Annotated in this window: 19 protein-coding genes; 10 read left to right on the forward strand and 9 right to left on the reverse strand. The window is 67.4% G+C overall.

Annotation, left to right across the window (positions count from 1 at the left end; genetic code table 11):
* Positions 1–95 precede the first annotated feature (95 nt).
* Entirely contained in the window at positions 96–485 is a 390-nt protein-coding gene (locus ACWPOC_RS09945; RefSeq protein WP_455408539.1) for a hypothetical protein, read from the forward strand.
* 426 nt (positions 486–911) lie between these two features.
* Here ACWPOC_RS09945 and ACWPOC_RS09950 read toward each other — a convergent pair whose 3' ends face one another.
* Both ACWPOC_RS09950 and ACWPOC_RS09955 read right to left on the reverse strand, forming a co-directional pair.
* Positions 912–1,145: a hypothetical protein gene (locus ACWPOC_RS09950; protein WP_120280309.1), complete on the reverse strand. Its 234-nt coding sequence runs from the start codon at positions 1,143–1,145 to the stop codon at positions 912–914.
* Positions 1,146–1,274: 129 nt separating this feature from the next.
* A complete protein-coding gene (locus tag ACWPOC_RS09955) occupies positions 1,275–2,810 on the reverse strand; it encodes an amino acid permease (protein WP_192378565.1) in 1,536 nt (511 codons plus the stop codon).
* Between the two features lie 219 nt (positions 2,811–3,029).
* Between ACWPOC_RS09955 and ACWPOC_RS09960 the strand changes: the two genes are divergently transcribed.
* Positions 3,030–3,536, forward strand: a complete 507-nt coding sequence (locus ACWPOC_RS09960; RefSeq protein ID WP_159417544.1) for an Lrp/AsnC family transcriptional regulator — start codon at positions 3,030–3,032, stop codon at positions 3,534–3,536.
* Positions 3,537–3,607: 71 nt separating this feature from the next.
* Here the strand turns inward: ACWPOC_RS09960 and ACWPOC_RS09965 are convergent, their stop codons facing one another.
* The 4 genes from ACWPOC_RS09965 to ACWPOC_RS09980 all read right to left on the reverse strand — a co-directional run bounded on the left by ACWPOC_RS09965 (position 3,608) and on the right by ACWPOC_RS09980 (position 10,152).
* Positions 3,608–4,693 (reverse strand): Glu/Leu/Phe/Val family dehydrogenase, encoded by a 1,086-nt coding sequence (locus tag ACWPOC_RS09965; RefSeq protein WP_159417543.1) that lies wholly within the window; start codon positions 4,691–4,693, stop codon positions 3,608–3,610.
* 35 nt (positions 4,694–4,728) lie between these two features.
* Entirely contained in the window at positions 4,729–8,187 is a 3,459-nt protein-coding gene (locus tag ACWPOC_RS09970) for an indolepyruvate ferredoxin oxidoreductase family protein (protein ID WP_455408540.1), read from the reverse strand.
* Between the two features lie 380 nt (positions 8,188–8,567).
* On the reverse strand, positions 8,568–8,981 hold the full coding sequence (locus ACWPOC_RS09975) for an SPW repeat protein (protein WP_060650397.1): 414 nt from the start codon (positions 8,979–8,981) through the stop codon (positions 8,568–8,570).
* 172 nt (positions 8,982–9,153) lie between these two features.
* Positions 9,154–10,152, reverse strand: a complete 999-nt coding sequence (locus ACWPOC_RS09980; RefSeq protein ID WP_455408729.1) for a zinc-binding alcohol dehydrogenase family protein — start codon at positions 10,150–10,152, stop codon at positions 9,154–9,156.
* 90 nt (positions 10,153–10,242) lie between these two features.
* Between ACWPOC_RS09980 and ACWPOC_RS09985 the strand changes: the two genes are divergently transcribed.
* From ACWPOC_RS09985 to ACWPOC_RS10005, 5 genes are all read left to right on the forward strand, one after another.
* Positions 10,243–10,395: a hypothetical protein gene (locus ACWPOC_RS09985; protein WP_174246987.1), complete on the forward strand. Its 153-nt coding sequence runs from the start codon at positions 10,243–10,245 to the stop codon at positions 10,393–10,395.
* A gap of 19 nt (positions 10,396–10,414) precedes the next feature.
* Positions 10,415–10,996: a hemerythrin domain-containing protein gene (locus tag ACWPOC_RS09990; protein ID WP_455408541.1), complete on the forward strand. Its 582-nt coding sequence runs from the start codon at positions 10,415–10,417 to the stop codon at positions 10,994–10,996.
* 438 nt (positions 10,997–11,434) lie between these two features.
* Positions 11,435–12,349, forward strand: a complete 915-nt coding sequence (locus ACWPOC_RS09995; RefSeq protein WP_447818393.1) for a manganese catalase family protein — start codon at positions 11,435–11,437, stop codon at positions 12,347–12,349.
* 128 nt (positions 12,350–12,477) lie between these two features.
* Positions 12,478–13,770: an ATP-grasp domain-containing protein gene (locus tag ACWPOC_RS10000; protein ID WP_455408542.1), complete on the forward strand. Its 1,293-nt coding sequence runs from the start codon at positions 12,478–12,480 to the stop codon at positions 13,768–13,770.
* Between the two features lie 9 nt (positions 13,771–13,779).
* Positions 13,780–15,822 carry a CocE/NonD family hydrolase gene (locus ACWPOC_RS10005; protein WP_455408543.1) on the forward strand — a complete coding sequence of 681 codons (2,043 nt, stop codon included), beginning with the start codon at positions 13,780–13,782 and terminating at the stop codon, positions 15,820–15,822.
* Positions 15,823–15,912: 90 nt separating this feature from the next.
* On the opposite strand, the gene ACWPOC_RS10010 is transcribed toward ACWPOC_RS10005, so the two are convergent.
* The 3 genes from ACWPOC_RS10010 to ACWPOC_RS10020 all read right to left on the reverse strand — a co-directional run bounded on the left by ACWPOC_RS10010 (position 15,913) and on the right by ACWPOC_RS10020 (position 19,462).
* Entirely contained in the window at positions 15,913–16,371 is a 459-nt protein-coding gene (locus tag ACWPOC_RS10010) for a DUF6098 family protein (RefSeq protein WP_455408544.1), read from the reverse strand.
* Between the two features lie 97 nt (positions 16,372–16,468).
* Complete coding sequence (locus ACWPOC_RS10015; RefSeq protein WP_455408545.1) at positions 16,469–17,989, reverse strand: sugar transferase; 1,521 nt, start codon at positions 17,987–17,989, stop codon at positions 16,469–16,471.
* A 357-nt stretch (positions 17,990–18,346) separates the two neighbouring features.
* Positions 18,347–19,462 (reverse strand): glycosyltransferase, encoded by a 1,116-nt coding sequence (locus ACWPOC_RS10020; protein ID WP_455408546.1) that lies wholly within the window; start codon positions 19,460–19,462, stop codon positions 18,347–18,349.
* A 178-nt stretch (positions 19,463–19,640) separates the two neighbouring features.
* Here ACWPOC_RS10020 and ACWPOC_RS10025 point away from each other — a divergent pair, with 178 nt between their 5' ends.
* From ACWPOC_RS10025 to ACWPOC_RS10035, 3 genes are read left to right on the forward strand one after another with little or no spacing between them, the layout of a single operon-like run.
* Entirely contained in the window at positions 19,641–21,377 is a 1,737-nt protein-coding gene (locus ACWPOC_RS10025; protein WP_455408547.1) for an alpha/beta fold hydrolase, read from the forward strand.
* On the forward strand, positions 21,374–22,771 hold the full coding sequence (locus ACWPOC_RS10030) for an O-antigen ligase family protein (RefSeq protein WP_455408548.1): 1,398 nt from the start codon (positions 21,374–21,376) through the stop codon (positions 22,769–22,771). Before ACWPOC_RS10025 ends, ACWPOC_RS10030 begins: the two co-directional genes overlap by 4 nt.
* The gene (locus ACWPOC_RS10035) at positions 22,654–23,736 is read left to right on the forward strand and encodes a glycosyltransferase family 4 protein (RefSeq protein WP_120280328.1); all 1,083 of its coding nucleotides are present in this window, start codon (positions 22,654–22,656) and stop codon (positions 23,734–23,736) included. The genes ACWPOC_RS10030 and ACWPOC_RS10035 overlap by 118 nt, the downstream gene beginning before the upstream one ends.
* Positions 23,737–23,741 lie beyond the last annotated feature (5 nt).

The following is a 23,741-nucleotide window of genomic DNA, read 5'->3' on the forward strand; positions in this document are numbered from 1 at the left end:
CCCATGTTGCGAGAGTCACGACTTGCGACTCGGTGGGCCCGGTTCCTCCGCCAGTACAGTTGATCGATATCCGGCAGGAGCGAGAGGAGTCGACCGTGCAGAATGCCGTGTTCTACTCGCTCGTCGCGATGTGCTCGTTGTTCGCCTCGTCGACCTGGTGTCTTTCGCGCCCTCATCTGCTGTCGAGCGCGGCCGCGCTCGTGGCCTCCGGACTCTGGGTGCTGATGAACGGCCCTCTCGAGGGGCGCGTGCTGTACTCGGTGACCCCGAACCACGGGTTGACCGAAGCCGATCTGCTCTCGGGAGTGGGTGTGTGCATTGCCGCCTGGGGGCTCTGGGCGACGCGGAACCGCCGACGTCGTCGGCGTTCGCAGCGGCCGTCGTCGTACCGCCGGCATCCGGACGGGTCCCGAGCGATGCCGACCCCCGTCTTTCCTGCGCAGAGCGATACCGAAACCGGTCCCATCCGTCGCAAAGCAGGATGAACGTTCCGGTTCGGGTCCGAGAAGATTTCTCAGGTCTCGTTTCAGTATCGACCCTGGACGAGTGCCCAGACGTCACCTAAGCTCCAAAGCGGCCACGGCGTAGGTGGCCGTGTCTCCCTAGAGTCCTCCCCGACACAGGAGATACAGCGCGAGGCCCCGCCGGCTCCTCCCCTCGATTCGCTGGCGGGGCCCTTCCCTGTCTGCCTCCCCGACGACAGGGGCAGATCGAATGGTAATCGGGTCCCCTCGTCCGATTCGTCCTGTGTTGGGACGAAACGCCGGGCAACCCTGTGACCTTCGTCTCTGCGGCGCTGTTCACAGCATAGAGCAATCTGCTCACTTGCGTGCATAGATCTTTCTCGGAATTCACCGAAGGTCGAGTCGCAGAGTCTGTTCTGCAACTTTCGCGCGCTTCGTACACTTTCCTCAGGCGCGATCCGTCAGTTCCGTGTGCCCGGCCTGACGTGCGCAGTGCGCGCAGCAGTAGACGGCCTCCGCCGACTCCACGCCGTGCCCGAGGATGCGGCAGTGGCAGTGGGCGCACTGCGGTGCCATCGCGGTGATCGCGCACTCGAAACTGTCGAAGGTGCCCGAGACATCCCCACGCGTGAGGGTGAAGGTCTTGTCGTAGTCGTTGCCGCACGTGTCGCAGGTGGCCATGACTCTCCTCCTCTTCCGGCATCGCGACCGGACGGCGTCCGGTCTCCTTCCGATCGGGTACCCGCAACCGCCGGAACACACGAGCCCGCCCGCACCGATTCGGTGCGGGCGGGCTCGTGGACGACGGATCTATACCGGTTCGGGTTCCTTCGCTTCGTGCTTCGCAGCTTCCTGCTGCGCGGCCTCGAGCTTCAGGCGCTGTCCGAGCACCGACTTGCGGCGACCGTAGACGAAGTAGATCGCCACGCCCAGGACCATCCAGACGGTGAATCGGATCCACGTCTCGACCGAGAGGTTGAGCATGAGCCAGCCGCAGGCGAGGACCGCGAGGATCGGGACCAGCGGCACGAGCGGCACCCGGAATCCGCGGGGCAGGTCGGGGCGGGTGCGACGGAGCACCATCACGCCGACGCACACCAGAACGAAGGCGAACAGGGTGCCGATGTTGACCATCTCCTCGAGCACACCCATGGGGAACACCGCGGCGAGGACGGCCACGACACCACCGACCATCAGGGTGATGCGCACGGGCACACCCTTGTGGTTCGTGACGGCGAGCTTGCGGGTGACGAGTCCGTCACGGGACATCGCGAACAGCACGCGGGTCTGGCCGAGCATCATCACCATCACGACGGTGGTGAGGCCGGCGAGACCGCCGATGTTGATGGCCATCTGCGCCCAGGTGATGCCGTGGGCCTCGAAGGCCGTGGCCAGCGTCGCGCTGCCGTCACCGACCAGCTCGCTGCCGGTGCGCAGGTCGGTGTACTTCACCATGCCGGTGAGCACGAGGGTGACGCCGACGTAGAGGACGGTGACGATCGCCAGCGAACCGAAGATGCCTCGGGGCAGTGCCTTCTGGGGGTTCTTGGTCTCCTCGGCGGTGGTGGCGACGACGTCGAAGCCGATGAAGGCGAAGAAGACCAGGCTCGCCGCGGCGAGGAGGCCGTACCAGCCGTAGGTGCTGCCGCCCGCGCCGGTGAGCGCCGAGAACAGCGACTGGTGCAGACCGGACGCGGTGCTCTCCGCTTCCTCGGGCTGCGGGACGTACGGCGAGTAGTTGGACTTGTCGATGTAGAAGATGCCGACGACGATGACGAGCAGGACCACCGCGACCTTGATGGCGGTGACGACCGCGGAGACCCGCGACGAGACCTTGGTGCCGATCGCGAGGATGATCGTGATGGCGCCGACGATGAGCAGCGATCCCCAGTCCACCGTGATCGGTCCGAGGTCGATCGACGCGTCTCCGCCGAACATGCCCCCGAGATACATCGACCATCCCTTGGCGACGACCGCGGAGGCGAGGGCGAACTCGAGGATCAGATCCCATCCGATGATCCAGGCGACGAATTCACCGAAGGTGGCATAGGAGAAGGTGTACGCGCTGCCGGCGACCGGTACTGCGGAGGCGAACTCCGCGTAACACAGGGCGGCGAGACCGCACGCGATCGCGGCGAGGACGAACGCCAGCGAGATGGACGGTCCGGCGAGATTGCCGGCGGTGCGGGCGGTGAGGGTGAAGATTCCGGCTCCGACCACGACGGCGACGCCGAACACGGTCAGATCCTTGGCGGTCAGTTCTCGTCGTAGCCGCGAACCGGGTTCATCGGTATCCGCGATCGACTGTTCGACGGATTTGGTCCGCCAGATGCCGACTCCGGGCATTGTGTGCTCCTCGGGGTGATTGCGGCGCCCACCACGCCCGGTCCGGGCGAGGGGTAGGCATGTCGCTCACTTCGCGCGCATTACGTTGCAGCAAGCCGTGTTTGCGTGAGCATTTGATGCAGCAATCATGGCACTGGCTCGTGAAGTGTCAATATCTTTCTGTTCGGCTGAGCATTATGCTCGAGTGGTGACGCGCATCACAACGGAAAGGGTGTCATCGTGTTCAGTCTCGACCGGCTCGACGCAGCTCTCCTCGGAGAGCTCACTCGCAACCCCCGGGCAGGAATCGTCGATCTGTCGGCGAAGCTCGGTGTCGCCCGCAACACCGTGCAGTCGCGCATCAGGAAACTCGAGGAGTCCGGTGCCGTCACCGGATACCGACCGGTCGTCGACCTGCCGAAGCTCGGCGTGCCGCTGCAGGCGTTCATCGGCGCCGAACTCGTCCAGGCACGGATGGGACACGTGATCGCCCAATTGGGGCGATTCCCCGAGGTATTGGAAGTACACGCGACGACGGGCCGGGAGGACCTCCTGATCCGGATGGCCGCGCAGTCCCAGGAGGACCTCCTGCTGGTCCTCGAGCGGATCCACGCCATCGAGGGCGTCGCGCACACCACCACGACGCTCGCGCTCACCACGCCGATCGAGTACCGGACGCAGCCGCTCGTCGAGCACATCACCCGCGATGCGGGGCACGGCCGTTCGTCGTCGCCCGGGCAATCCTGACAGCACGAGAAGGGGAGGCACCTCGCGGTGCCTCCCCTTGTTCCCCTGTGCGGATCAGTTCTCTGTGCGGATCAGGCAGTATCGATGCGCCGCTCGGCGATGCGGTTGGCGGCGGCGCCCGGCGTGACGCCGAGAGTGCCGGAGACGTCGAAGATCTCGGCGGTGCGGTCGAAGATCGACTCCACCCGCTCGCGGACGACCTCGGCGGCGGATCCGTCGACCTCACCGGCGACCTGGATCAGTCCGCCCGCGTTCGCGACATAGTCGGGCACCCAGACGATTCCGCGCTTACCGAGCAGTCCCTCCACCTCGGGCTGCGCGAGCTGGTTGTTGGCCGCACCGCACACGAGACGTGCGTCGAGGTGGGCAGCGGTGGTCGAGGTCAGCGTGCCACCGAGCGCGCACGGGGCGTAGACGTCGGCGGACGAAGCGACGACGTTGTCGGTGACCTGCGCCGGGAACTCGTCGACCACGCGGGCGATCGCAGCGGGGTTCACGTCGGAGACGATCACCTCGGCACCGTCTGCGACGAGCAACTTCACGAGTTCGTATCCGACCTTGCCGAGCCCCTCGACGCCGACCGTACGACCCGCGAGAGTCGTTTGGCCCCAGACCGTCTGCGCTCCGGCGCGCATGGCCTGGAAGACACCGAGTGCGGTCAGCGGTGAGCTGTCGCCGGATCCGCCGGCAGCGACGGTGCGCCCCACGGCATGGGCGGTGTGCCGGCCCACCACGTCGAGGTCCTCCGCGCGGGTTCCCACGTCGGCGGCGGTGATGTAGCGACCACCGAGCGACTCGACGAATCGTCCGTAGGCGGCGAGCAGTTCGTCGGTCTTGTCCGTCTTCGGATCCCCGATGATGACGGCCTTGCCGCCCCCGAGGTCCACGCCCGACACCGCGGCCTTGTAGGTCATGCCCCACGACAGTCGCAGCACGTCCTCGAGCGCCGACATCTCGTCCGCATAGGGATAGAAGCGGGTGCCGCCCAGGGCGGGACCGAGTGCGGTGGAGTGGATCGCGACGATCGCGCGCAGCCCGGTGGCCGCGTCGTGGTGGAAGACGACCCGCTCGTGGGGACGGTCGGTCAGGCGGGCGGAGCGGCCGAACACGCCGTCGGACGTGGTGAACTCGGGGAGGTCGAGGGCAGAAGTGGTCATCGGTGGGTTCCTTTGCAGCAGACGGTGTTCGTGCGTCAGAAGTCGGTGTCGACGCCGAGCTCGGCGAGGCGGGCCCGGTACTGCTCCACGGAGCGGAGCTTGACGTCCTCGTAGCCGCGCACCATGTCGGGCAGAGCCGCGATCTCGACGGCGCGGTCGTAGGAGTCGACGTGCAGGTCGGCGGCGAACCGCTGGATCGTTGCGGTGTAGTGGGCGAGCAGAGCACGCTCGACGCGGCGGACGTGGGCGTAGCCGAAGGGATCAAGCTTCGTGCCGCGCAGACGCTTCGCCTTGGCCAGAGCCTTCAGCACGACATGCGATTTCGGTCCGAAGCCGACCTTCTTCTCGCGGCCGAGTGCACGCAACGCCGGCGGGTGCAGGCGGTAGGTGAGCTTGTGCCCACCGGGGACCTGGCCCTGCACCTCGTCGAGGAAGGCCGGGTCGACGAGCATGCGGGCGACCTCGTACTCGTCCTTGTAGGCGGTGAACTTGAACAGCCCACGGGCGACGGCCTCGCTGAAGTCCGTGCGGTTCGTGACGCGCCGCTCGGCTTCCCAGGCTGCCTGCACCTGCCCGATGTAGCGGGCGGCGAGCGCTTCGCTCTGGAAGTCGATCAGCGACGCGGCGCGGATGCGCACGAGTCGCTCGACCTCACCGGTGAAGGTGGTGCCGGCGAACAGACGCTCCGGCGCGACGGTGGCGGCACGCTCCGGGCGGGCCGGTTCGGTCGCGGCGGCGAAGGCCGCGGGATCCGCGACGGCCACCCGGCCCCACCGGAAGGCGGCGATGTTGGTCGCGACGGCCACACCGTTGATCTCGATGGCCTCCTCGATGGCCTCGGCGGGGATCTCGAGTCCACCGAGCTGATGGGCGGCGCCCACGACGAGGAAGTTCGCGGCCGAGGTCTCACCGAACAGCGCCTGCGCTGCGGCGAGGGCGTCGAAGGAGACGGTCGTGCGGGTCGCGGTGTCGAGGCGGGCGAGCAGGTCCTGCTCGTCGGGGTGCCGGACCGAGCGGTCGTAGACCATGTCGCCCGTGGGGACGCGGCTCGTCGAGGCGACCGCGACGGTCTCCTCCCGGTTCGCGTAGGCGAGGTTCTTCGGCTCGGTCGCGGTGAGCAGGTCGAGCGCGAGCAGAGCGGTGGCACCGCCCGGGCCGACGCGGTTGCCGGGCTCGAGTCCGTCGGCGGCGAAGCGCAGGTGGGAGACCACCGGACCGGCCTTCTGGCTCATGCCGATCTGGTCGAGCGACTCGACCTCGAATCCGGCGCGCAGGGCTGCGGTGGCGAGCACCTGGTTGACGGTGACGATGCCGGTGCCGCCGATGCCCGCGAGGAAGACGTTGCGGGTTCCCTTGGGGGTGTCGATGGCGGCGTCCGGGATGCGGGGCGGGGTCGGAGCCTTGCGCCGCTTCGGCTTCTCGGGCGACGTCTCGACGGTCACGAAGGACGGGCAGTCGCCGTCGAGGCACGAGTAGTCGGTGTTGCAGGAGGTCTGGTCGATGCGGGTCTTCGAACCGAACTCGGTCTCGACCGGCTGCACCGACAGGCAATTGCTCTTGACGCCGCAGTCGCCGCAGCCCTCGCACACCGCTTCGTTGATGACGACGCGGGTGGTGCGGGCGGGCAGGGTGCCGCGCTTGCGCTGACGGCGTGCATCGGCGGCGCAGTGCTGGTCGTAGATGAGCACGGTGACGCCCTCGATCTCGCGCAGCAGCTTCTGTGCCTCGTCGAGCCGGTCGCGGTGCCAGACCTCGGTGCCGCGCGCGAGGGTGCGCTTGCGCAGACGCTTCGGCTCGTCGGAGCAGATGATGATCTTGCGGACGCCCTCGGTGGTGAGCTTGTGGGTCAGCGCCGGGATCTTCAGGGCGCCTTCGGCGTCCTGCGCGCCGGTCATCGCGACGACGTCGTTGTAGAGCAGCTTGAAGGTGATGTTCACACCGGCGGCGACGCACGCCTGCACGGCGAGCTGGCCGGAGTGGAAATAGGTTCCGTCGCCGAGGTTCTGGAACATGTGGCCGATGTCGGTGAACGGCGCCTGGCCGATCCACTGCGCACCTTCGCCGCCCATCTGGGTCAGGCCGGTGACGGCGCTGTCCTTGCGGCCCGAGAGGGTGACGAGGGTGTGGCAGCCGATACCGCCGCCGCCGATCGACCCCTCCGGCAGAGCGGTGGAGCGGTTGTGCGGGCAGCCGCTGCAGAAGTAGGGAGTGCGCTGGGTCGACAGCACCTCGAGCGACAACTGCGGCAGGGGTGCGGGGCCGAGTTCGACGTGGCCGCGCAGCACGCGACGCAGCGGGCCGCGCAGGCGACCGGCGGTGAGCTCACCGTCGACGGGCACGAGCGGGCGACCGTCGGCGTCCTTCTTGCCGACGATCTGCGGGGCGTTCGCGGTGCCGTAGAGGATCTCGCGGATCTGAGTCTCGACGAAGGCGGTCTTGTCCTCGACCACGATCAGTTCGTCGAGGCCGCGGGCGAATTCGCGGACGATCTCGGGGCCGATGGGGTACGGCATGCCGATGCGGAGCAGGCGGATGCCGGCGCGGTGCAGCGCGGCGTCGTCGACGCCGAGGTCGAGCAACGCCTGGCGCAGGGCGTCGAAGGTGGTGCCGGTGGCGGCGAGGCCGACACGGGCCTGCGGCGGGTCGACCTCGATCACGTCGAGGCCGTTGAGGCGGCCGTATTCCTGGACGATCTTCCAGCGCGGCCCGTAGAGGTCGGCCTCGGCGATGACGCTGTCGCCGGGCGCGGCCATGGGGCGCTGCTTGTAGACGAACGGCCGTCCTTCCCATTCGATCTCGGGGACCGTGATGGGCAGGTCGGAGATGGAGCCGTCGACGGACCAGGCGCCGTCGGCGACGTCCGCGACGATCTTGAGGGCGACGAGGCATCCCGAGGCACGCGACAGCGCGACGCCGTGCAGGCCCATCGTGACGATCTCGGCGGCGTTGCGCGGGAACAGGACCGGGATGCCGAGGGCGGCGAGGGACCGCTCGCTGACGGCGGGCACGGTCGACGACTTCGACGCGGGGTCGTCGCCCACCATGAGCAGCACGCCACCGTTCGGGTTCACCCCGTACATGTTGGCGTGACGCAGTGCGTCGGTGGCGCGGTCGAGGCCGGGGCCCTTGCCGTACCAGACGCCGACGACGCCGTCGTGGGTCGGTGTGCCGGCGCCGAGCTGTCCCTGGCTGCCCCACACGGCGGTGGCGGCGAGTTCCTCGTTGAATCCGGGTACGAAGGTGATGTCGTGCTCGGCGAGGACCTTCGGCATGCCGTGGAGCATCTTGTCGAGACCACCGAGGGGGCTGCCCTGGTATCCGGAGACGAAGGTCGCGACTCGGCGACCGTCCCGCATGGCCCGCACCTGCTGTTCGACGAACAGGCGGGCGATGGCCTGGACGCCGGTGAGCAGCACGGTGCCGGAGCCCGAGCGATATCGGTCGTCGAGGTCGTAGGGAAGTCGTTCGCTTTCGCGGATTACGGTCTCGGTCATTGCGTACCACCCGTCCTTCGTCGCGGCGTCCGATTGTGTCTGCGCCGCTTCGATCGCGTCATTTGGTACAGCAATGGTTGATTGAACTAGGCGAACTCGTCAACAAAAGATTTTCGAGCGCATCATTTCGCTCAAATGTGATGCACCGCACACACATGAAGTGTGCACGGTGCTCAGAATCATCGCCCGCGGCGGACGCAGGCGGTTCCACCTCTCCCCCCGGTTCACGAACCCGCCGAGGGGTGGACCGGGTTGCCATCGCCGCCGGGAGGGTAAATCCCTCGGTAGCCGGAAGCGGGGTCCGGACGCCGCACCCGGTGAGGTGCTGCCGGTTCAGACCTGCAGCCGGCAGCACCGTCCGGGCTACGCCGCCGAACCGGTCAGCGCGAACGGTCCATCAGACCGGTTCCCATCGCCGCCGTGGCCACGCCCAGGACGAACACGATCGCACCCACGATGACGTGGGACCAGATCATGGACGTACTGGTGTCGACGCCGCTGACCAGCCACGGCGACACGAACAGCCACAGACCGAGCAACGGCGCGACGAACGCCAGGCCGTGGGTGCGGCCGTAGGCCGAACCGAGTGCCAGGGCGAGCAGTGCGACCGCGAGGCCGCAGATCAGATTGGTGGTGGCGAGTGCCGTCTGATCGGCGAATCCGATGATCCAGGCGGATGCCGCCGCGTACAGACCGGCAACCATCATCAATCCGTCGGTGACCTGAGCTGTGGGCTGTTCACCCATCCGGTCGTAACGTTCGCGCATCTCGACGATGTCGGGATGGGTGTGCATTGCAGAATGAGCCGATGATGTCGACATTGTCCTCATCTCCTCGTGGGTGAGAAGTCCGAGGGGCCCTCCTGGGTCCGACACCATTATCGTCGCCCCGGGCGGGATGTTGCCGTAGGGTAGAAAGTCCCGACTTGGCGATCTCGGGCGGGAAGAACCGTATCGATCCGGCCCCTCAGGGGACGAGGACGGCAGCACCGCGCACGCGATCGCCGGCGAGATCCGCCAGCGCACGGTCGGCTTCGTCCAGCTCGTAGCGCATCGTCGCGACCCTGATGCGGTGCTGTCCGGCGAACGCGAGGAACTCCCGGGAATCCTTACGGGTGTTGGCGGTCACCGATCGGATCTCGCGCTCGTGGAACAGGTGCCGCTGATAGTTCAGCTGCGGTACGTCGGTCAGGTGGATGCCGGCGATCGAGAGGATGCCGCCACGGTCGAGCGCTTCGAGTGCGGGCGGCACGAGGTCGCCGACGGGTGCGAAGAGGATGGCGGCATCGAGGGGCACCGGCGGTGCGTCCGCGGCGCCCTGCACCGACGCGGCCCCGAGTTCGCGGGCGAGATTCCGCGCGTCCTCGCTCCTCGTCATGACGTGCACCTCGGCACCTCGCGCCAGGGCGACCTGCGCCGCGATATGGGCGCTGCCGCCGAAGCCGTAGATGCCGAGCCTGCCGCCGTCGGGGACCGAGGCGCGCTTCAGCGCGCGGTAGCCGATGATGCCGGCGCAGAGAAGCGGAGCGAGTTCGACGTCGTCGTATCCGTCGGGCAGCGGGAGGGCGTATGCCGCCGGTACGGCGACGAACTCGGCGTACCCGCCGTCCTCGTCCCAACCGGTGTATCTCGAATTCGGGCAGAGGTTCTCGTCGCCACGACGACAGTAGCGGCACTGCCCACAGGTCGACCGCAGCCAGGCAACGCCGACGCGGTCGCCGGCGGCGAACCCCTCGACCGCCTCCCCCACCCGATGGACCACACCGACCACCTCGTGCCCCGGGACGACACCCGCCCGGTGGACGGGGAGATCGCCCTCGGCGACATGCAGGTCGGTGCGGCACACACCGCACGCCAGCACACGCACCAGCAGATCGTTCGGTCCCGTCTCCGGAAGCGGGACGGATTCGAACCGCACAGGGTGACCGGCGACGGGGCCGGGCTCCACCACGCGCCACGCTCGCATCGATCGGGGCTCGTCCACGGCTCTCGCCTCCCGCGTATCTGTCGATCTTCCTGTGTTTGCCGATGTCGGCACCGGTGAACTCCTTCATACATGAGCAGCACAGACGGTTCTGCCGATCCGTACGACGCAGCCGAAGATCCCGACGCCGACCCCGACAACCTCCTCTCCAAGGCTCCGCAACAGCCCGACCAAGCGGAGGGCGAGGACGAACCGGACGAGACCGGCGATACCGGACATTCCTGACGATCCGAAGGAGATCCCGATGACCGAAACAGCCCACGAGGGCCCGAATTCCGGCGGCACGGATGTCGTCACCATCCTCACCGAGGACCACCGGGAGATGCTCGAACTTCTGGGCCGAGCGGAGATCACACTCGACGCGGAGGAGCGCCGCGATCTCACCGATGCGGCGATCGCCGAGGTGATGAGGCACTCGGTCGCCGAGGAGATGTTCGTCTATCCGGAGATGGAGAAGCACCTCCCCGGGGGCACGGAAGCCGTCGAACACGACAAGAAGGAGCACGACGAGATCGTGCAGGTGATGAAGCAACTCGAGGGCGCGGAAGCATCGAGTGCGGAGTTCACGACGTTGGTGAAGAAGTTACAGGATCTACTGCGTCACCACGCGAACGACGAAGAATCCGAACAGTTCCCGGCGTTGAGGACGCATCTCGGGCAGGACACCCTCGTGGAGGTCGGCACCAAGGTACAGGCCGCCAAGAAACTGGCCCCGACCCGACCGCATCCGTCCGCGCCGCATTCCGAACTGTTCCACAAGACCATCGGACCGGGGGTCGGCATGGTGGACCGACTGCGCGACGCACTGACCGGACGCAATACCTGAGCGTAGGAACAGGACGAGCGCACGGATCACGATTTCCATCAGGGCACCAGCCAGGTATCGAAATAGATTGTCACCGCCGATTTCTCGCCGTCCATCACCGAGACGGAGCCCGATTCGCCCCATTGCCTCCCGGCCTGGATCCGTACGTCGAGCGCGAAGGTGAACTCGTCGCCGGGTGGCGGATCGAAGGTCAGTTAGGCCGAACCGTCCCCCGCGGTCTCCGAGGACGCCTGTTCTCCATCTCTCCACGTTGACACAGAACCGGTGACAAACGGTGGATATCCATAGGGCGTTTGAGCTGCACAAGCAGGGGTAGTCGCACGTAGCACCACGGGCCAACCGAGGCGGCGTCGAGACCAGGCGTCACGGGGTGTCTTCACGGGCGCGTCTTCTCGCGCGACGCGTCCCCGCACGACAATCGGCATTCGAGGGAGCAACATGTTTCGTCACACAGACCATCTGCAGTTCGACGTCAAGCCGGAGAAGCCCGATCCCGTCTACGCCCGCAAGCTCCAGGAGCTGATCGGCGGTGCGTACGGTGAGATGACCGTGACCATGCAGTACCTGTTCCAGGGCTGGAACTGTCGAATGCCCGGGAAGTACAAGGACATGATCATGGACGTCGCCACCGAGGAGATCGGGCACGTCGAAATGATCGCCACCATGGTGGCGCGTCTCCTCGAAGGCGCACCCGCCACGGAGTCGACCAAGAACGCCGCCGCCGACCCCGTGGTCGCAGCCGTACTCGGCGGCATGGATCCGCAGCAGGCCATCATCTCCGGTGGCGGCCCCACTCTTTCCGACAGCAACGGTGTGCCCTGGAACGGGCGCTTCATCGTGGCCAGCGGTAACCTCCTCGCCGACTTCCATGCCAATGTCGCCGCCGAAGCGCAGGGCAGGGTGCAGACCGCACGCCTGTACAACATGACGGACGATCCGGGTGTCAAGGACATGCTCCGGTTCAACCTCGCCCGCGACACCTACCACCAGAACCTGTGGCTCGCGGCGATCGAGGAACTGAAGGCCGACGGCATCGAGCCCAGCCCGATCGCACCGAACGCATTGTTCGACGAGGAGCATTCCGAGCACGCGTCGAGCCTGTGGCACCTGTCGGATGGCGCGGCCGCCGATCAGGGCCGCTGGGCGCACGGAACCGGCCCCGACGGCACGACACCCATGTCGTTCCTCGCCGACCCGGTCCCGCTGGGCGATGTGGCGAGCGCCCCGCCGCCGGACCCGAAGCTGTACGCGACCTACGACGGATCGCAGGGCAAGCCCCGTTCTGCCGCAATGGGAACGGAGAAGGGCCTCATGGGCAAGATGAAGGACGCCCTCGACCCCGACAACCCCTGATCGATCGTTGCGACCCGACCGCCCCGGCTCCCCGCGAGCCGGGGCGGTTGCGCGTGAAAGTACCTTCCCCGCGGTTTGTTTCGTTACCGGTTTGTTTTGTGACGCAAGGGAGCGGGAAGGCTTCATCAATGAGCACCAACATCTTCGTCCTCGGACTCACCGACATCCAGCGCAAGGAACTGGAGACCGTACGCGGCGCCGACCAGCTGAGCTTCCACGGCCTCCTCGACTACGAAACATTGGTGGAGCCCGACGAATACGTGTTCGACGATCTTCTCGACGCCTGCCGGCGCGAACTCGACGACTTCCCCGGCAGCGTGGACGGGATCATCGCCCACTGGGACTTCCCCACGAGCGTCCTCGCCCCGATCCTCGCCGCCGAACGGAACATCCCCTCGCCGTCGCTGCGCAGCATCGTCGCCACCGAACACAAGTACTGGAGCCGTCTCGCCCAGAAGGAATCGGTTCCCGAGTGCGTCCCGCAGTTCAACTCGTTCGACCCCTTCGACGACAACGCCCTCGACAGCATCGAGCTCGACTTCCCGTTCTGGGTCAAGCCGGTGAAGTCGCATTCGTCGCAACTCGGATTCGAGATCCACAACGAGCAGGAGTTCGCCGACGCCCTCGTCGAGATCCGCGAGAAGATCGGACTCGTCGGTAACGCCTTCGACGAGGTCCTGCGCCGCGTCGACCTCCCCGACGAGATCGGGAAGAGCTCGGGCACCACCTGCCTCGCCGAGCAGGTCGTCAGCGGTATCCAGGCCGCCCCCGAGGGCACGATGTTCCAGGGACAGTTCAACGTCCACGGCGTGTTCGACATGCGCAAGGACGCCGCCGGGCACAGCTTCGAACGTCTCGACTACCCGGCGAGCACCGTGCCCGAGGACGTGCAGGCACGCATGATCGACATCACCGAGCGCTACCTGCGCCACGTCGGCTTCGACAACGGCTGCTTCAACTCCGAGTTCATGTGGGACGAGGAGAACGACAAGCTCTGGCTGATCGAGGTCAACACCCGGATCTCCCAGTCGCACAGCGAATTGTTCGCCAAGGTCGACGGCAGCTCCAACCACGAGGTGGCCATCGACATCGCCCTCGGCCGGCAGCCCCGGATGCCGCACCGGCAGGGCGAATACGCCGTCGCGGCGAAGTGCATCATCCCGCACTACGAGGACGGTATCGTCACGTCGGTGCCCTCGGAAGCGGACATCGCCCGTCTGCGCGAACGGATCCCCGGCGCCCTGGTGTGCATCGACGTCGCTCCCGGTGACCGGCTCGCCGATCTGCCCAACCAGGACGCCTACCGCTACGAACTGGGCACGATGTACATCGGCGCCGACAGTGTCGAACAGCTCGAGCAGCGCTATCACGAAGGGCTCGAAGCACTTCCGTTCACGTTCGATCCGGTGCCCGAGGACTAGGAGGACTACATGCGTACGATCACAGACCTCCCCCACGAGGTCCGTGTCATCGAGAACGTCTTCATCCCGATGCGCGACGGTGTACGGCTCGCGGCGCGGATCTGGCTGCCCGTCGATGCCGAAGCGAATCCGGTACCCGCTGTGCTGGAATACATTCCGTACCGCAAGCGGGATTCCACGCGTGGACGGGACGCGCTGAACCATCCCTACATGACCGGCCACGGCTACGCCTGCGTGCGAGTGGACATGCGCGGCAGCGGCGACTCCGACGGGGTGTTGCGCGACGAGTACCTCGCCGACGAGCACGACGACGCCTGCGAGGTCATCGAATGGCTGGCCGCCCAGCCGTGGTGCGACGGTTCGGTCGGCATGATGGGCATCTCGTGGGGCGGCTTCAACAGCCTGCAGGTCGCGGCGCGTCGACCACCGGCACTGAAGGCCATCGTCAGTGCCTCGGCCACCGAGGACCTCTACGTCGACAACATGCACTACATGGGTGGTTGCCTGTTGTCCGACAATCTCTCCGAGGCGACGGTGATGTTCGCCTTCAACAGCCTGCCTCCCGATCCCGCCATCGTCGGTGACCGCTGGCGCGAGATGTGGCACGAACGTCTCGAGGGCAGCGGCCTGTGGATCGAGAAGTGGCTCGAACACCAGCATCGGGACGACTACTGGAAACGCGCCTCCGTCAACGAGGACTACTCCTCGGTGCAGTGCCCGGTTCTCGCCGTGGGTGGCTGGGCCGACGGTTACACCAACGCCATCTTCCGGTTGATGGAACATCTCGACGTCCCCCGCAAGGGACTGATCGGACCGTGGGGCCACAAGTACCCGCATCTCGGGGTCCCCGGCCCGGAGATCGGCTTCCTGCAGGAGGTCGTGCGGTGGTGGGACCACTGGCTCAAGGGCATCGACACCGGGGTGATGGACGAACCGATGGTGCGCGCCTGGATGCAGGACTCCATCGAACCGAACCCGTCCTACGCGGAACGTCCGGGCCGCTGGGTGGCCGAACCATCGTGGCCGTCACCGAACATCGAGAACCGCCGCTACACCTTCGACCGGTACGCGCTGCACCCCGACGACGACGGCACCCTCACCGTCGACGAACGTCCCCTGGCACTGCAATCCCCTTTGAGTGTCGGCATGTTCGCCGGCAAGTGGGCGTCCTACGCCGCGACTCCCGACCTGCCGTCGGATCAGCGCGAGGAGGACGGCGGTGCGCTCGTCTTCGAGACCGAGGCGCTCGACACCACGACGGAGGTTCTCGGCCGTCCCGAGTTGGAACTCGAGGTCTCGTCCGATAGACCGGTGGCGATGCTCGCCGCTCGGCTGTCCGACGTCGCGCCCAACGGCGAGGCGACGCGCGTGACCTACGGGTTGCTCAATCTCACGCACCGCGACAGCAGCGAGAAGCCGGAAGCCCTCGAGCCGGGACGGCGCTACCGCGTCCGGATCGAACTCAACGGCATGGGCCACGTGTTCCCGGCCGGGCACCGTCTGCGCCTGTCGCTGTCCACCTCCTATTTCCCGCTGGCGTGGCCGTCGCCGACACCCGCGGAGGTCACGGTGTACACCGGTGGTGGTCTGCATCTGCCGGTGCGCCCGCCCCGACCGGAGGACGCGCACCTGCGCGAATTCGGCGAACCGGAGGCCGCCCCGGAACTCGGGATCACCCTGCTGCAGCCGGGCGAGCACCACTGGCGGACCACGCGCGACCTCGCGACCGGCGTGTCGACCCTCGACATCCTCGACGACCAGGGATCGTTCCGGATCGACGAGACCGGTACGGTCATCCGGCGTCGCACCCAGGAGTGGTTCAGTTTCGGGGGCAACGATCCCAACTCGGTGCGCGGCGAGACGCAGACCCTGCGCCGCTACGAGCGGGACGACTGGCGCACCGAGGTCCGTACCCGCACGATCCTCACGTCCACCCCGGAGGAGTTCGTGATCAACGCCGAGCTCGATGCCTTCGAACTCGACGACGATCACGGCGATCGACGGGTCCACTCGGAGAGCTGGCAGCGCCGGATTCCACGCGATCTGGTCTGACGACGGTGATCCGGTCTGACGGAATCACAACGGAAGCCCACCCCGCGACGTGGCGCGGGGTGGGCTTCCTGCGTTCTGCGCGAACCGTGTTCACGCGCTCCTGCGCGAATCGTTGCCGACGTCGAAGTGCTCGTCGTACCACTTCTTCGCCTCGTCGAGCACACCCCTGCTCAGACGGGCATGAGGCCGGACGTCGACGAGCAGCGGCTCGTGGTCGGGACCGCGCCCGACCATCCTGCCGGTCAGAAGCCACGCGAACCGTCCGTCCTCCTCGGCGAGCTCCGAGTACTTGCAGACGCGACGGGCGACCCAGTCCTTGACGGGCCGTCGCCACCATGGTTCGGGAGAGAGTGTGGTGGCCGAGAGCCCCGGCAGGGTCACGTTCGCCTCGTAGTCGCGGCTCGGTCCGTCCTCGGCGTCCGCCGCCGGCCCCTTCGAGTACCGCAGGTAGAGCAGCGGATCCGTCGCCAGATCGGCGAGCTGGTCGAGTGAGGTGATCAGCGGGATGTCGTCGGGATCGGGATGGAAACTTCGGACGGACGTGCTCACCTTCTCCTCCTCCTGCCGATACTCCAGGACGAATTCGAAGAGTTCCCCGCTCCCCTGCCGCGAAACCCCGCACCGCGGTCGGGTCAGCTCGGTCGGGTCAGTAGGCACCGTCGCTGGCGAGCACCGCCCGCACCGTCTTCACGACGATGAGCAGATCCTGCACCATCGACCAGTTCGCCACGTAGAACAGGTCGAGGCGGATGCGGTCGGCCTCGGACAGATCGGATCGGCCGGAAACCTGCCACAGTCCCGTCATGCCGGGACGCACGAGGATGCGGCGCGGAACGAAGCCCGGGATCGTCTCGCCCTCGCCGACCGCGAGGGGACGCGGCCCCACGAGACTCATGTCGCGAGCGAGGACGTTGAACAATTGCGGCAGTTCGTCGATGCTCGTGCGGCGGATGAACCGCCCCACGGGCGTGATCCGCGGGTCGCGGGCGGACTTGTAGAAGGTCGCGTCCTCCTGACCGGTCTGCGCGCGGACCGTATCGACCATCCGGTCGGCATCGACGACCATGGACCGGAACTTCCACATCCGGAAGACGCTTCCCCCCAGTCCGACACGTTCCTGCCGGTAGAAGACCGGGCCACCGTCCTGGAGTTTGATCAGCCCGGCGACCACGAGCATGACCGGTGCCGCGACAGTGAGGGCGAGCACCGCGCACACGAGGTCGAAGACCGTCTTGGCGAGTCGGTGAGACCCCCGGTACTGCGGCTCCTCGACGTGCACGAACGGCAGCCCACCCACGGGGTGCATCGACAGTCGCGGCAGAGCGATGTCGGTGACGCCGGGAGCCACTACGAGATCGACGCGGTAGGGCTCGAGTTCCCATGCGAGTTCGCCGATGTCGCCGTTGCCCCATTGGGTTCCGGCCGCAATCGCGACGGTGTCGGCTCCGGAGAGCTTGACGGCGTTGATCACGTCGGTCTCCGCACCGAGTACCGGGATCTCCTGGCCGGCGACGGTGATGGTGCGACCGCTCTCCCCGGTGTATCCGGTGGTGCAGACACCGACGACGCGGTAACCGGCCGAGGTGTCGCGGACGAACGATCCGGCCATCGCGTCCACCGCATGTTCCGAGCCGACGACGAGCACCGAGGTCCGGAACTCACCCCGGACACGGCGTCGTTCGATCGAACGACGGCACCACCGGCGTCCGAGCGGGAGAACGACCAGACCGACCGGCATGGCCAGCAACAGGTAGACCCGGATGGTGTCGAGGTCGGTGGCGAACGAGTCGACGACGAACGAGGCGATCGCGAGCAGGCCGAAGGTCTGCAGGGTCGCTCTCGTGACGAGCCGGTACTCCTCCTCTCCGCTGCCCACGACCGGCTTCTTACGAGTTCCTTTGAGCGCCAGAATCGCAAGCCACAGACCGGCCACCACGATCGCAGACGCGAGTCCGCGAGGCACCGAGGACACCGCGCCGACGGGTCCGCCGATCATCGTCCCGGCCCCCTGCGCCAGGACGACGATCGCGACGACGATCGTCGTGTCGGTGATCGCCAGCGATCGTAGGTAGGTGCGCTGCCATTGTCTGCGCGGGACACTTCCGTGGCCATCGCTCGTGTCGTGGGCCGGCGCGCGGCGACGCGCCAACTCGGGTCCGATCCCCATGCTTCTCCTGCTTGCCTACTCCACGCGAAGTGGCCCCGACAGCCAGATGAACGATTTGGTGATTATGTCCGTTTCAACACGAGAACGCGAATTACGTTCCAGTGCAACGGATCACAGTGACGTAGTTGATTCCACCCACGGAGGGCGAAGCTACACGCAACTCGAATTGCTTGTGCGCGTAGCTACTTCAACGAAGAACACATCCAGGGAGCAGCGACGAACGCAACTCGGTCGGCGACAATGAGCCATGACGATCCCCCATCGAACCCCATCAGCAGGCTCCCGACCCGGGAAAAAGGTACAACAGGGACGAACCGCCGACAAGAGGCCGACTACTCGTCGGTAGTATGACGTGAGTCACGCCCGGCCGACCTCCTCCCCGACCCAGTCGCGGATGCGCCGTCGAAAGTTCTCCGAGGACAGCGCGGCGACGGCATCGTTACGTCCCTTCGGCACGCCGTCGATCGCGGCGATGCACTCGGCGACCGCCTCCACCCTGTCCTCGCGGAAGCACAATCCGTCGACCCCTTCGGCAACCGTCTCACCAGCACCTCCGAGCGCATTGACGATCACGCGCGCTCCCGCCGCACGTGCCTCGACGGGCATGATCCCGAAGTCCTCCACCGCAGGAAAGACGTAGACGTGGGCCTGCTGGTAGAGCGCGTAGAGCAGGGCGTCCGACGGCCGCGCGAGCACGTGGACCGGCACCGTCGCCTCGGCGGCGAGTTGCCGCAGCCGGCTCTCCTTCGGCCCGGATCCCGCGATCACCGCCGGTACTCCGGCGAGGTCGGCGGCACGGATCACCCAATCCAGTCGCTTGTACGGTACGAACCTCGACGCTCCCAGTACGAAGGTCTCCGGAAGCCCCTCCAGCAGGGCGGTTTCGGCTGTGGACAGTTCGTCACGCCAGTCGGGCACCGACGAGATACGGGCCGTCTCGACGGGAGGAAAGATCACACGCGCCTCGACATCCCAGGCCCGCTCGATGCGGCGGCGCACGAAATCGCTGTTCGCGGCGAAGTGCGCACCCTCCCGGGCACGACGCCGATCGAGGACCCGCAACGGAGGTGCCGCGCACCGCACCGCGAGCGAGGCACCCCGATCGTCCAGCTCCGGATTCCACAGGTAGCGCGCCGGAGTGTGTACGTAGACGAACTTCTCGAACCCGCTCGGTGCGCGCCGGAAGGTCACATGATGAGCAAAGCAATGCGAGCTGACCAGGGCAAAGTCGTACGATCCGGGCCGGCGACGCCAGACGTACGGCATGGCCGACAGCGCCAGCGCCTTGCTCCGGCGCAGCGGCGTGCGCGCCAGCCCGCTCTCGTACACCGTCCGCCCCGGATACCGGTCGGCGTCGTCCCACAGGCACAGCACGTCGGCGTCGGGAAAGGTGCGAACGAACTCGTCGAGAACCTTCTCCGAACCTCCGTCGCGCGCGATCCATTCGTGCACCAAGATTCCGGGCACAACCATCCTTCCGAATACCCCGAGCCGATCGGGAAGGTACTTTATGACCCTGCCGGCGCCGAGAGGTAACGGGTCGGCACAATCCTTCGATACGAATACGTCCGAACGACAAGAAGATTCAGGGTCGAAGATGGGGTCGGGAAATCACCCCCTCTTTCACCCCCTCGACAGTGGAGGTCACGGAGTGGATGTGCGACAGGCGTCGTGGTTCGGCGACCCAGCGAGCCCACTCCTCGGCCACGTCCACCTTCCCGCCGATCGCCGCGCGCGCGGCGCGGTGGTGCTGTGCCCGCCTCTCGGCAAGGAACATCTCGACACCTATCGGGGCGTCAAGGCTCTCGCCGAGCAGCTAGCCGAGCGCGGGCTGGCGGCGTTGCGCTTCGACTACGCGGGCACCGGAGACTCCGCCGGCGATCAGGACTCGCCCGACGCGGTCGCGGCATGGCAGCGCAGTGTCGTCACCGCGGTGGAGACGGTCCGTGCGAGCGGCGCCGAGCACATCACCGTCGTAGGATTGCGCGCCGGCGCATTGATCGCGGCGACGGCGCTGCCGGAGTGCGGGCAGGTCGACGCCGTCGTGCTGTGGGATCCGATCGTGTCGGGCCGAGCGATGTTGCGCGAACAACGCGCTCTGTACCGGCTCGCCCTCGGCGCCGACGAGCCCGAGGACCCCCGGGTCTCGATCGTCGGCGGTGTCCTTGCCCCCGAGGCCGCCGAAGCACTCGGCACCTCGAAGATCGATCCGCGGGCGCTGACCGGCGCACGGTCCCTGCTCGCGACCCGGCCCACGGCCCGCGAGACCGCCGCGGTGTCGGCGCTCGCCGCCGCTCTCGGCGGTGACGAGATCTCCCTCGGCGCCCACGAATCCTTCGTCACTCCCAGCACACTCCACTCCGCGATGCCGACGGAGCCGCTCACTCGGATCGCCGACTGGGTCGCCGCGGGCGCGCCGGCCGCCACCCACGAGGTCCACTTCCCCGGCCGCGACCGCGCGGTCGTCACGACCACCGACTCCGGGCTCCCGATCCACGAGAGCGTCGAGTATCTCGGCCCGAACGAGATGTTCGCGCTGCGCACGCACGGTGTCGGTACCGAGGGGTTCGGCGTACCGCGCCCCTCCACCCCGACGGTGTTGTTCTTCGGCACCGCCTACGAGCACCGACTCGGCCCGAGTCGTCTCTGGGTCGAGCTCGCTCGCGAGTTCGCCGCGCACGGCATCTACACGATCCGGTTCGACCGCACCGGGGTCGGCGATACCGGCACGGCACACGGGGCGACTCCCACGCCGCTGTACTCCGGCGACTCCGACCGCGACGCCCTCGATGCTGTCGCCGCGCTCGGCGTCGATCCGCAGGACCTCGTGGTGATCGGGTTGTGCTCGGGTGCGTGGTACTCGTCATGGGTCGCCCTCCGGGGTGCAGCGCACTCCGCCGTGCTCGTGAACGTGATCCTGTGGTGCACCCACCGCCGGAAGTCGTTGCGGGCAGACCTCGGTCCGAACGCGCCCGACGTTCCGGCGATCGCAGCTCCGGCGGAACCGCAGACGGCGTCCCTGCGTGCCCGCATCAAGCCGTGGGCGCAGAAGTACCTGCCCTATCCGTTGTGGCTGCTGCTCGGCCGACTCGGCGTGACCCAGGTGCCCGAGGTCGGACTGGAGGCACTGCGTCGCGCGGGTGTGTCGACCACGGTCGTGCTGTCCGCCGAGGACCACCGATGGTTCCTGTCCCAGCGCGGAGAGGAAGGACTTCGCCGGGTACGCCGACGTGGCTTCACCGGGGACATCCTCACCGGTGAGGTCGGTGAGCACAGCGGTCGGCAGCGGGACGGCCGCGAATTCCTCCGCACGGCGATCACCTCGACCGTGCTCTCCCGGTTCCGGTCCCGCACCGCGGATCCCGCTGCAGGCGAGTACGTCTCATGACTTTCCTGCTGCTGCTCGCCGTTCCCGCCGTGCTCGTGCTGGGAGTGCTGCTCCGGCAGCGCCCCCAACGCGGGTTGCTGGCGATCGCTGCGCTCACCCCGTTCCACGGCCTGCTCGCGATCGTCCCCGGCGGTGAGTCCCTGTCGCCGTGGAAGGAGGGGCTGTTGCTCCTCACCCTCGCCGCGACCTTCGTAAGCCCGTACCGACGCCGGCTGCCGGCCCCGTCCTATCCGTGGTGGCCGGCCGTGGTCGCGTGGGTGGCGATCGGGGTTCTGTCGGCGCTGCTGGTCTCGGGACTCGCCGGCATCATCGCCATCAAGATCACCTACTTCTATCTCGTCATCCCGGTGATCCTGTGGCGAGCACCGTTCGACGCCCGCGACCGCGACCACCTGGTGTCGATCCTCATGGGCACCACGGCAATCACCGCCGTCGTCGGACTCGCGCAACAGGTGATCGGCGGTGAGCGACTCGCCGAACTCGGATACCGCTGGGACGAACATCTGCGTATCAGCGGCGGAATCCTGCGCAGTTTCAGCACGTTCACGACCCCCTTCGCCTTCGGCCTGTTCGTGATGATCGGGCTGATCGTGGGGTGTTCGGTTTCCTTCGCCGATCCGCACCGGCTCCGCAACAAGCTGTTCCTGTGCGCGACACCGGTCATGGTGCTCGGCATGGGTGTGACGATCGTGCGCGCCAGCTACATCGGGCTCGCCGTCGCACTGCTGTGGCTGGCGGTCCACCGCTACCGAGCCCTGTTCCTCGGCTTCGGCGCCGCCGCGGCGCTCGCACCGCTCGTCCTCTTCGCCGTGCCCAGTTCGATTCTCGCTCCGCTGTTCTCTTCGTCGAGCCTCGGTGAGCGCGGGGACGGCTGGTCGCAGACCCTGTCGTCGCTGTGGGTGCACCCCTTCGGTCAGGGTCTCGGCGCGACCGGCTCGGCTGCCGCCGACACGGTGGCGCAGAGCAACCCGATGCTGTCGGAACTGTCGTACACGGCAGCCGTGCAGTTCGGGTTCATGCCCTATCAGCCCGACAACTACTACATGAAGCTCGCCGTGGAACTCGGCCCGATCGGCGTGTGGCTGTTCGTCCTCGTACTCGTGTGCGCCGCGGTTTCGACGCTGCGTGCATCGCGGGTGCTGAGCGGGCAGGACGCCGCACTCGCACTCGGGGTGAGCGGCACGATCGTCGCTGCGGCGGTCGCCTCCACGGTGGCGACCTATCTCGAGATCTTCCCTCTCGACGTCTATTTCTGGTTACTGTTAGGAACTGTCGGATGCGCACTGACGCAACACTGGTCACCTCACCGAAGCTCGCTCACCGCATCGGATTCGGCGCCCTCGCACTCCGTCCGTCCGGCAGTGGAGTCCAGACCTACGTCCGCGAGCTGCTGACCGCGCTCGACCCGCTGCTCCCCTCGGCTGCGCTGCGCGCGACGGTGCAGTGCGATGCCACGGGTGAACTGCCCCCACGCGTGACCCCGTCGGTGCGGCCGGTCGCCGACGGGGTGCGACGGATGCTGTACGCCAAGATGCCCGTCCGCGGGGTCGACCTGTTCCACAGCCTCGACGTCGACCTGCCCGTCCTGTGCTCCGGTGTCACCGTCTCGACGTTCCACGACCTCGCCGTCTTCGACACCCCGTGGGCGTTCAGCAGGCACCGGGCCGCCGGTGAACGCGCACTGCTGCGCGATGCCATGCGGCGGGCCGACGTGCTCGTCGCGGTCTCGAACTTCACCGCCGAACGTCTCCACGCGCTGTGCGGCCGCGACGCCGTGGTCACCCCGCTCGCCCCCGCGGCGTGGGCGAAACCTCCCACCCCCGAAGAGGTACGGGACATCCGCAGGGCCTACCGGCTGCCCGAACGGTTCGTCCTGCAGGTCGGCACCGTCGAACCCCGCAAGGACGTCGCACTCGTCGCCGACGCGTGCCGCATCCTCGATATCCCGCTGGTGCTGGCCGGAGCCGGATCCACCGGACCGCACGCACCGGCCGGTTCGATCGGTCTCGGTTACGTTCCCACCGCGCATCTCCCCGCGCTGTACGCCGCAGCGACCGCCGTCGCATACGCCTCACGCTACGAGGGTTTCGGGTTACCGCCGCTCGAGGCGATGGCGTGCGGTGGGGCGGTGGTGACGAGCGCCGTCGGCGCACTGCCCGACGTCGTCGACGACGGGGCGCTGCTCGTCACCGAACACACCGTGACGTCGTGGACCGCGGCCCTGCGCGTCGTCGTCCACGACCGCGATACCGCGGATGCGCTGCGCACCCGAGGACGTGAGGTCTCGTCGGGCTCGACATGGACGCGCACCGCCGAGCTCACGCGCGATGCCTATCGCACCGCAGGCCTGAGAATCTGACAGGG

Source organism: Rhodococcus sp. 5G237 (genome assembly GCF_053764735.1).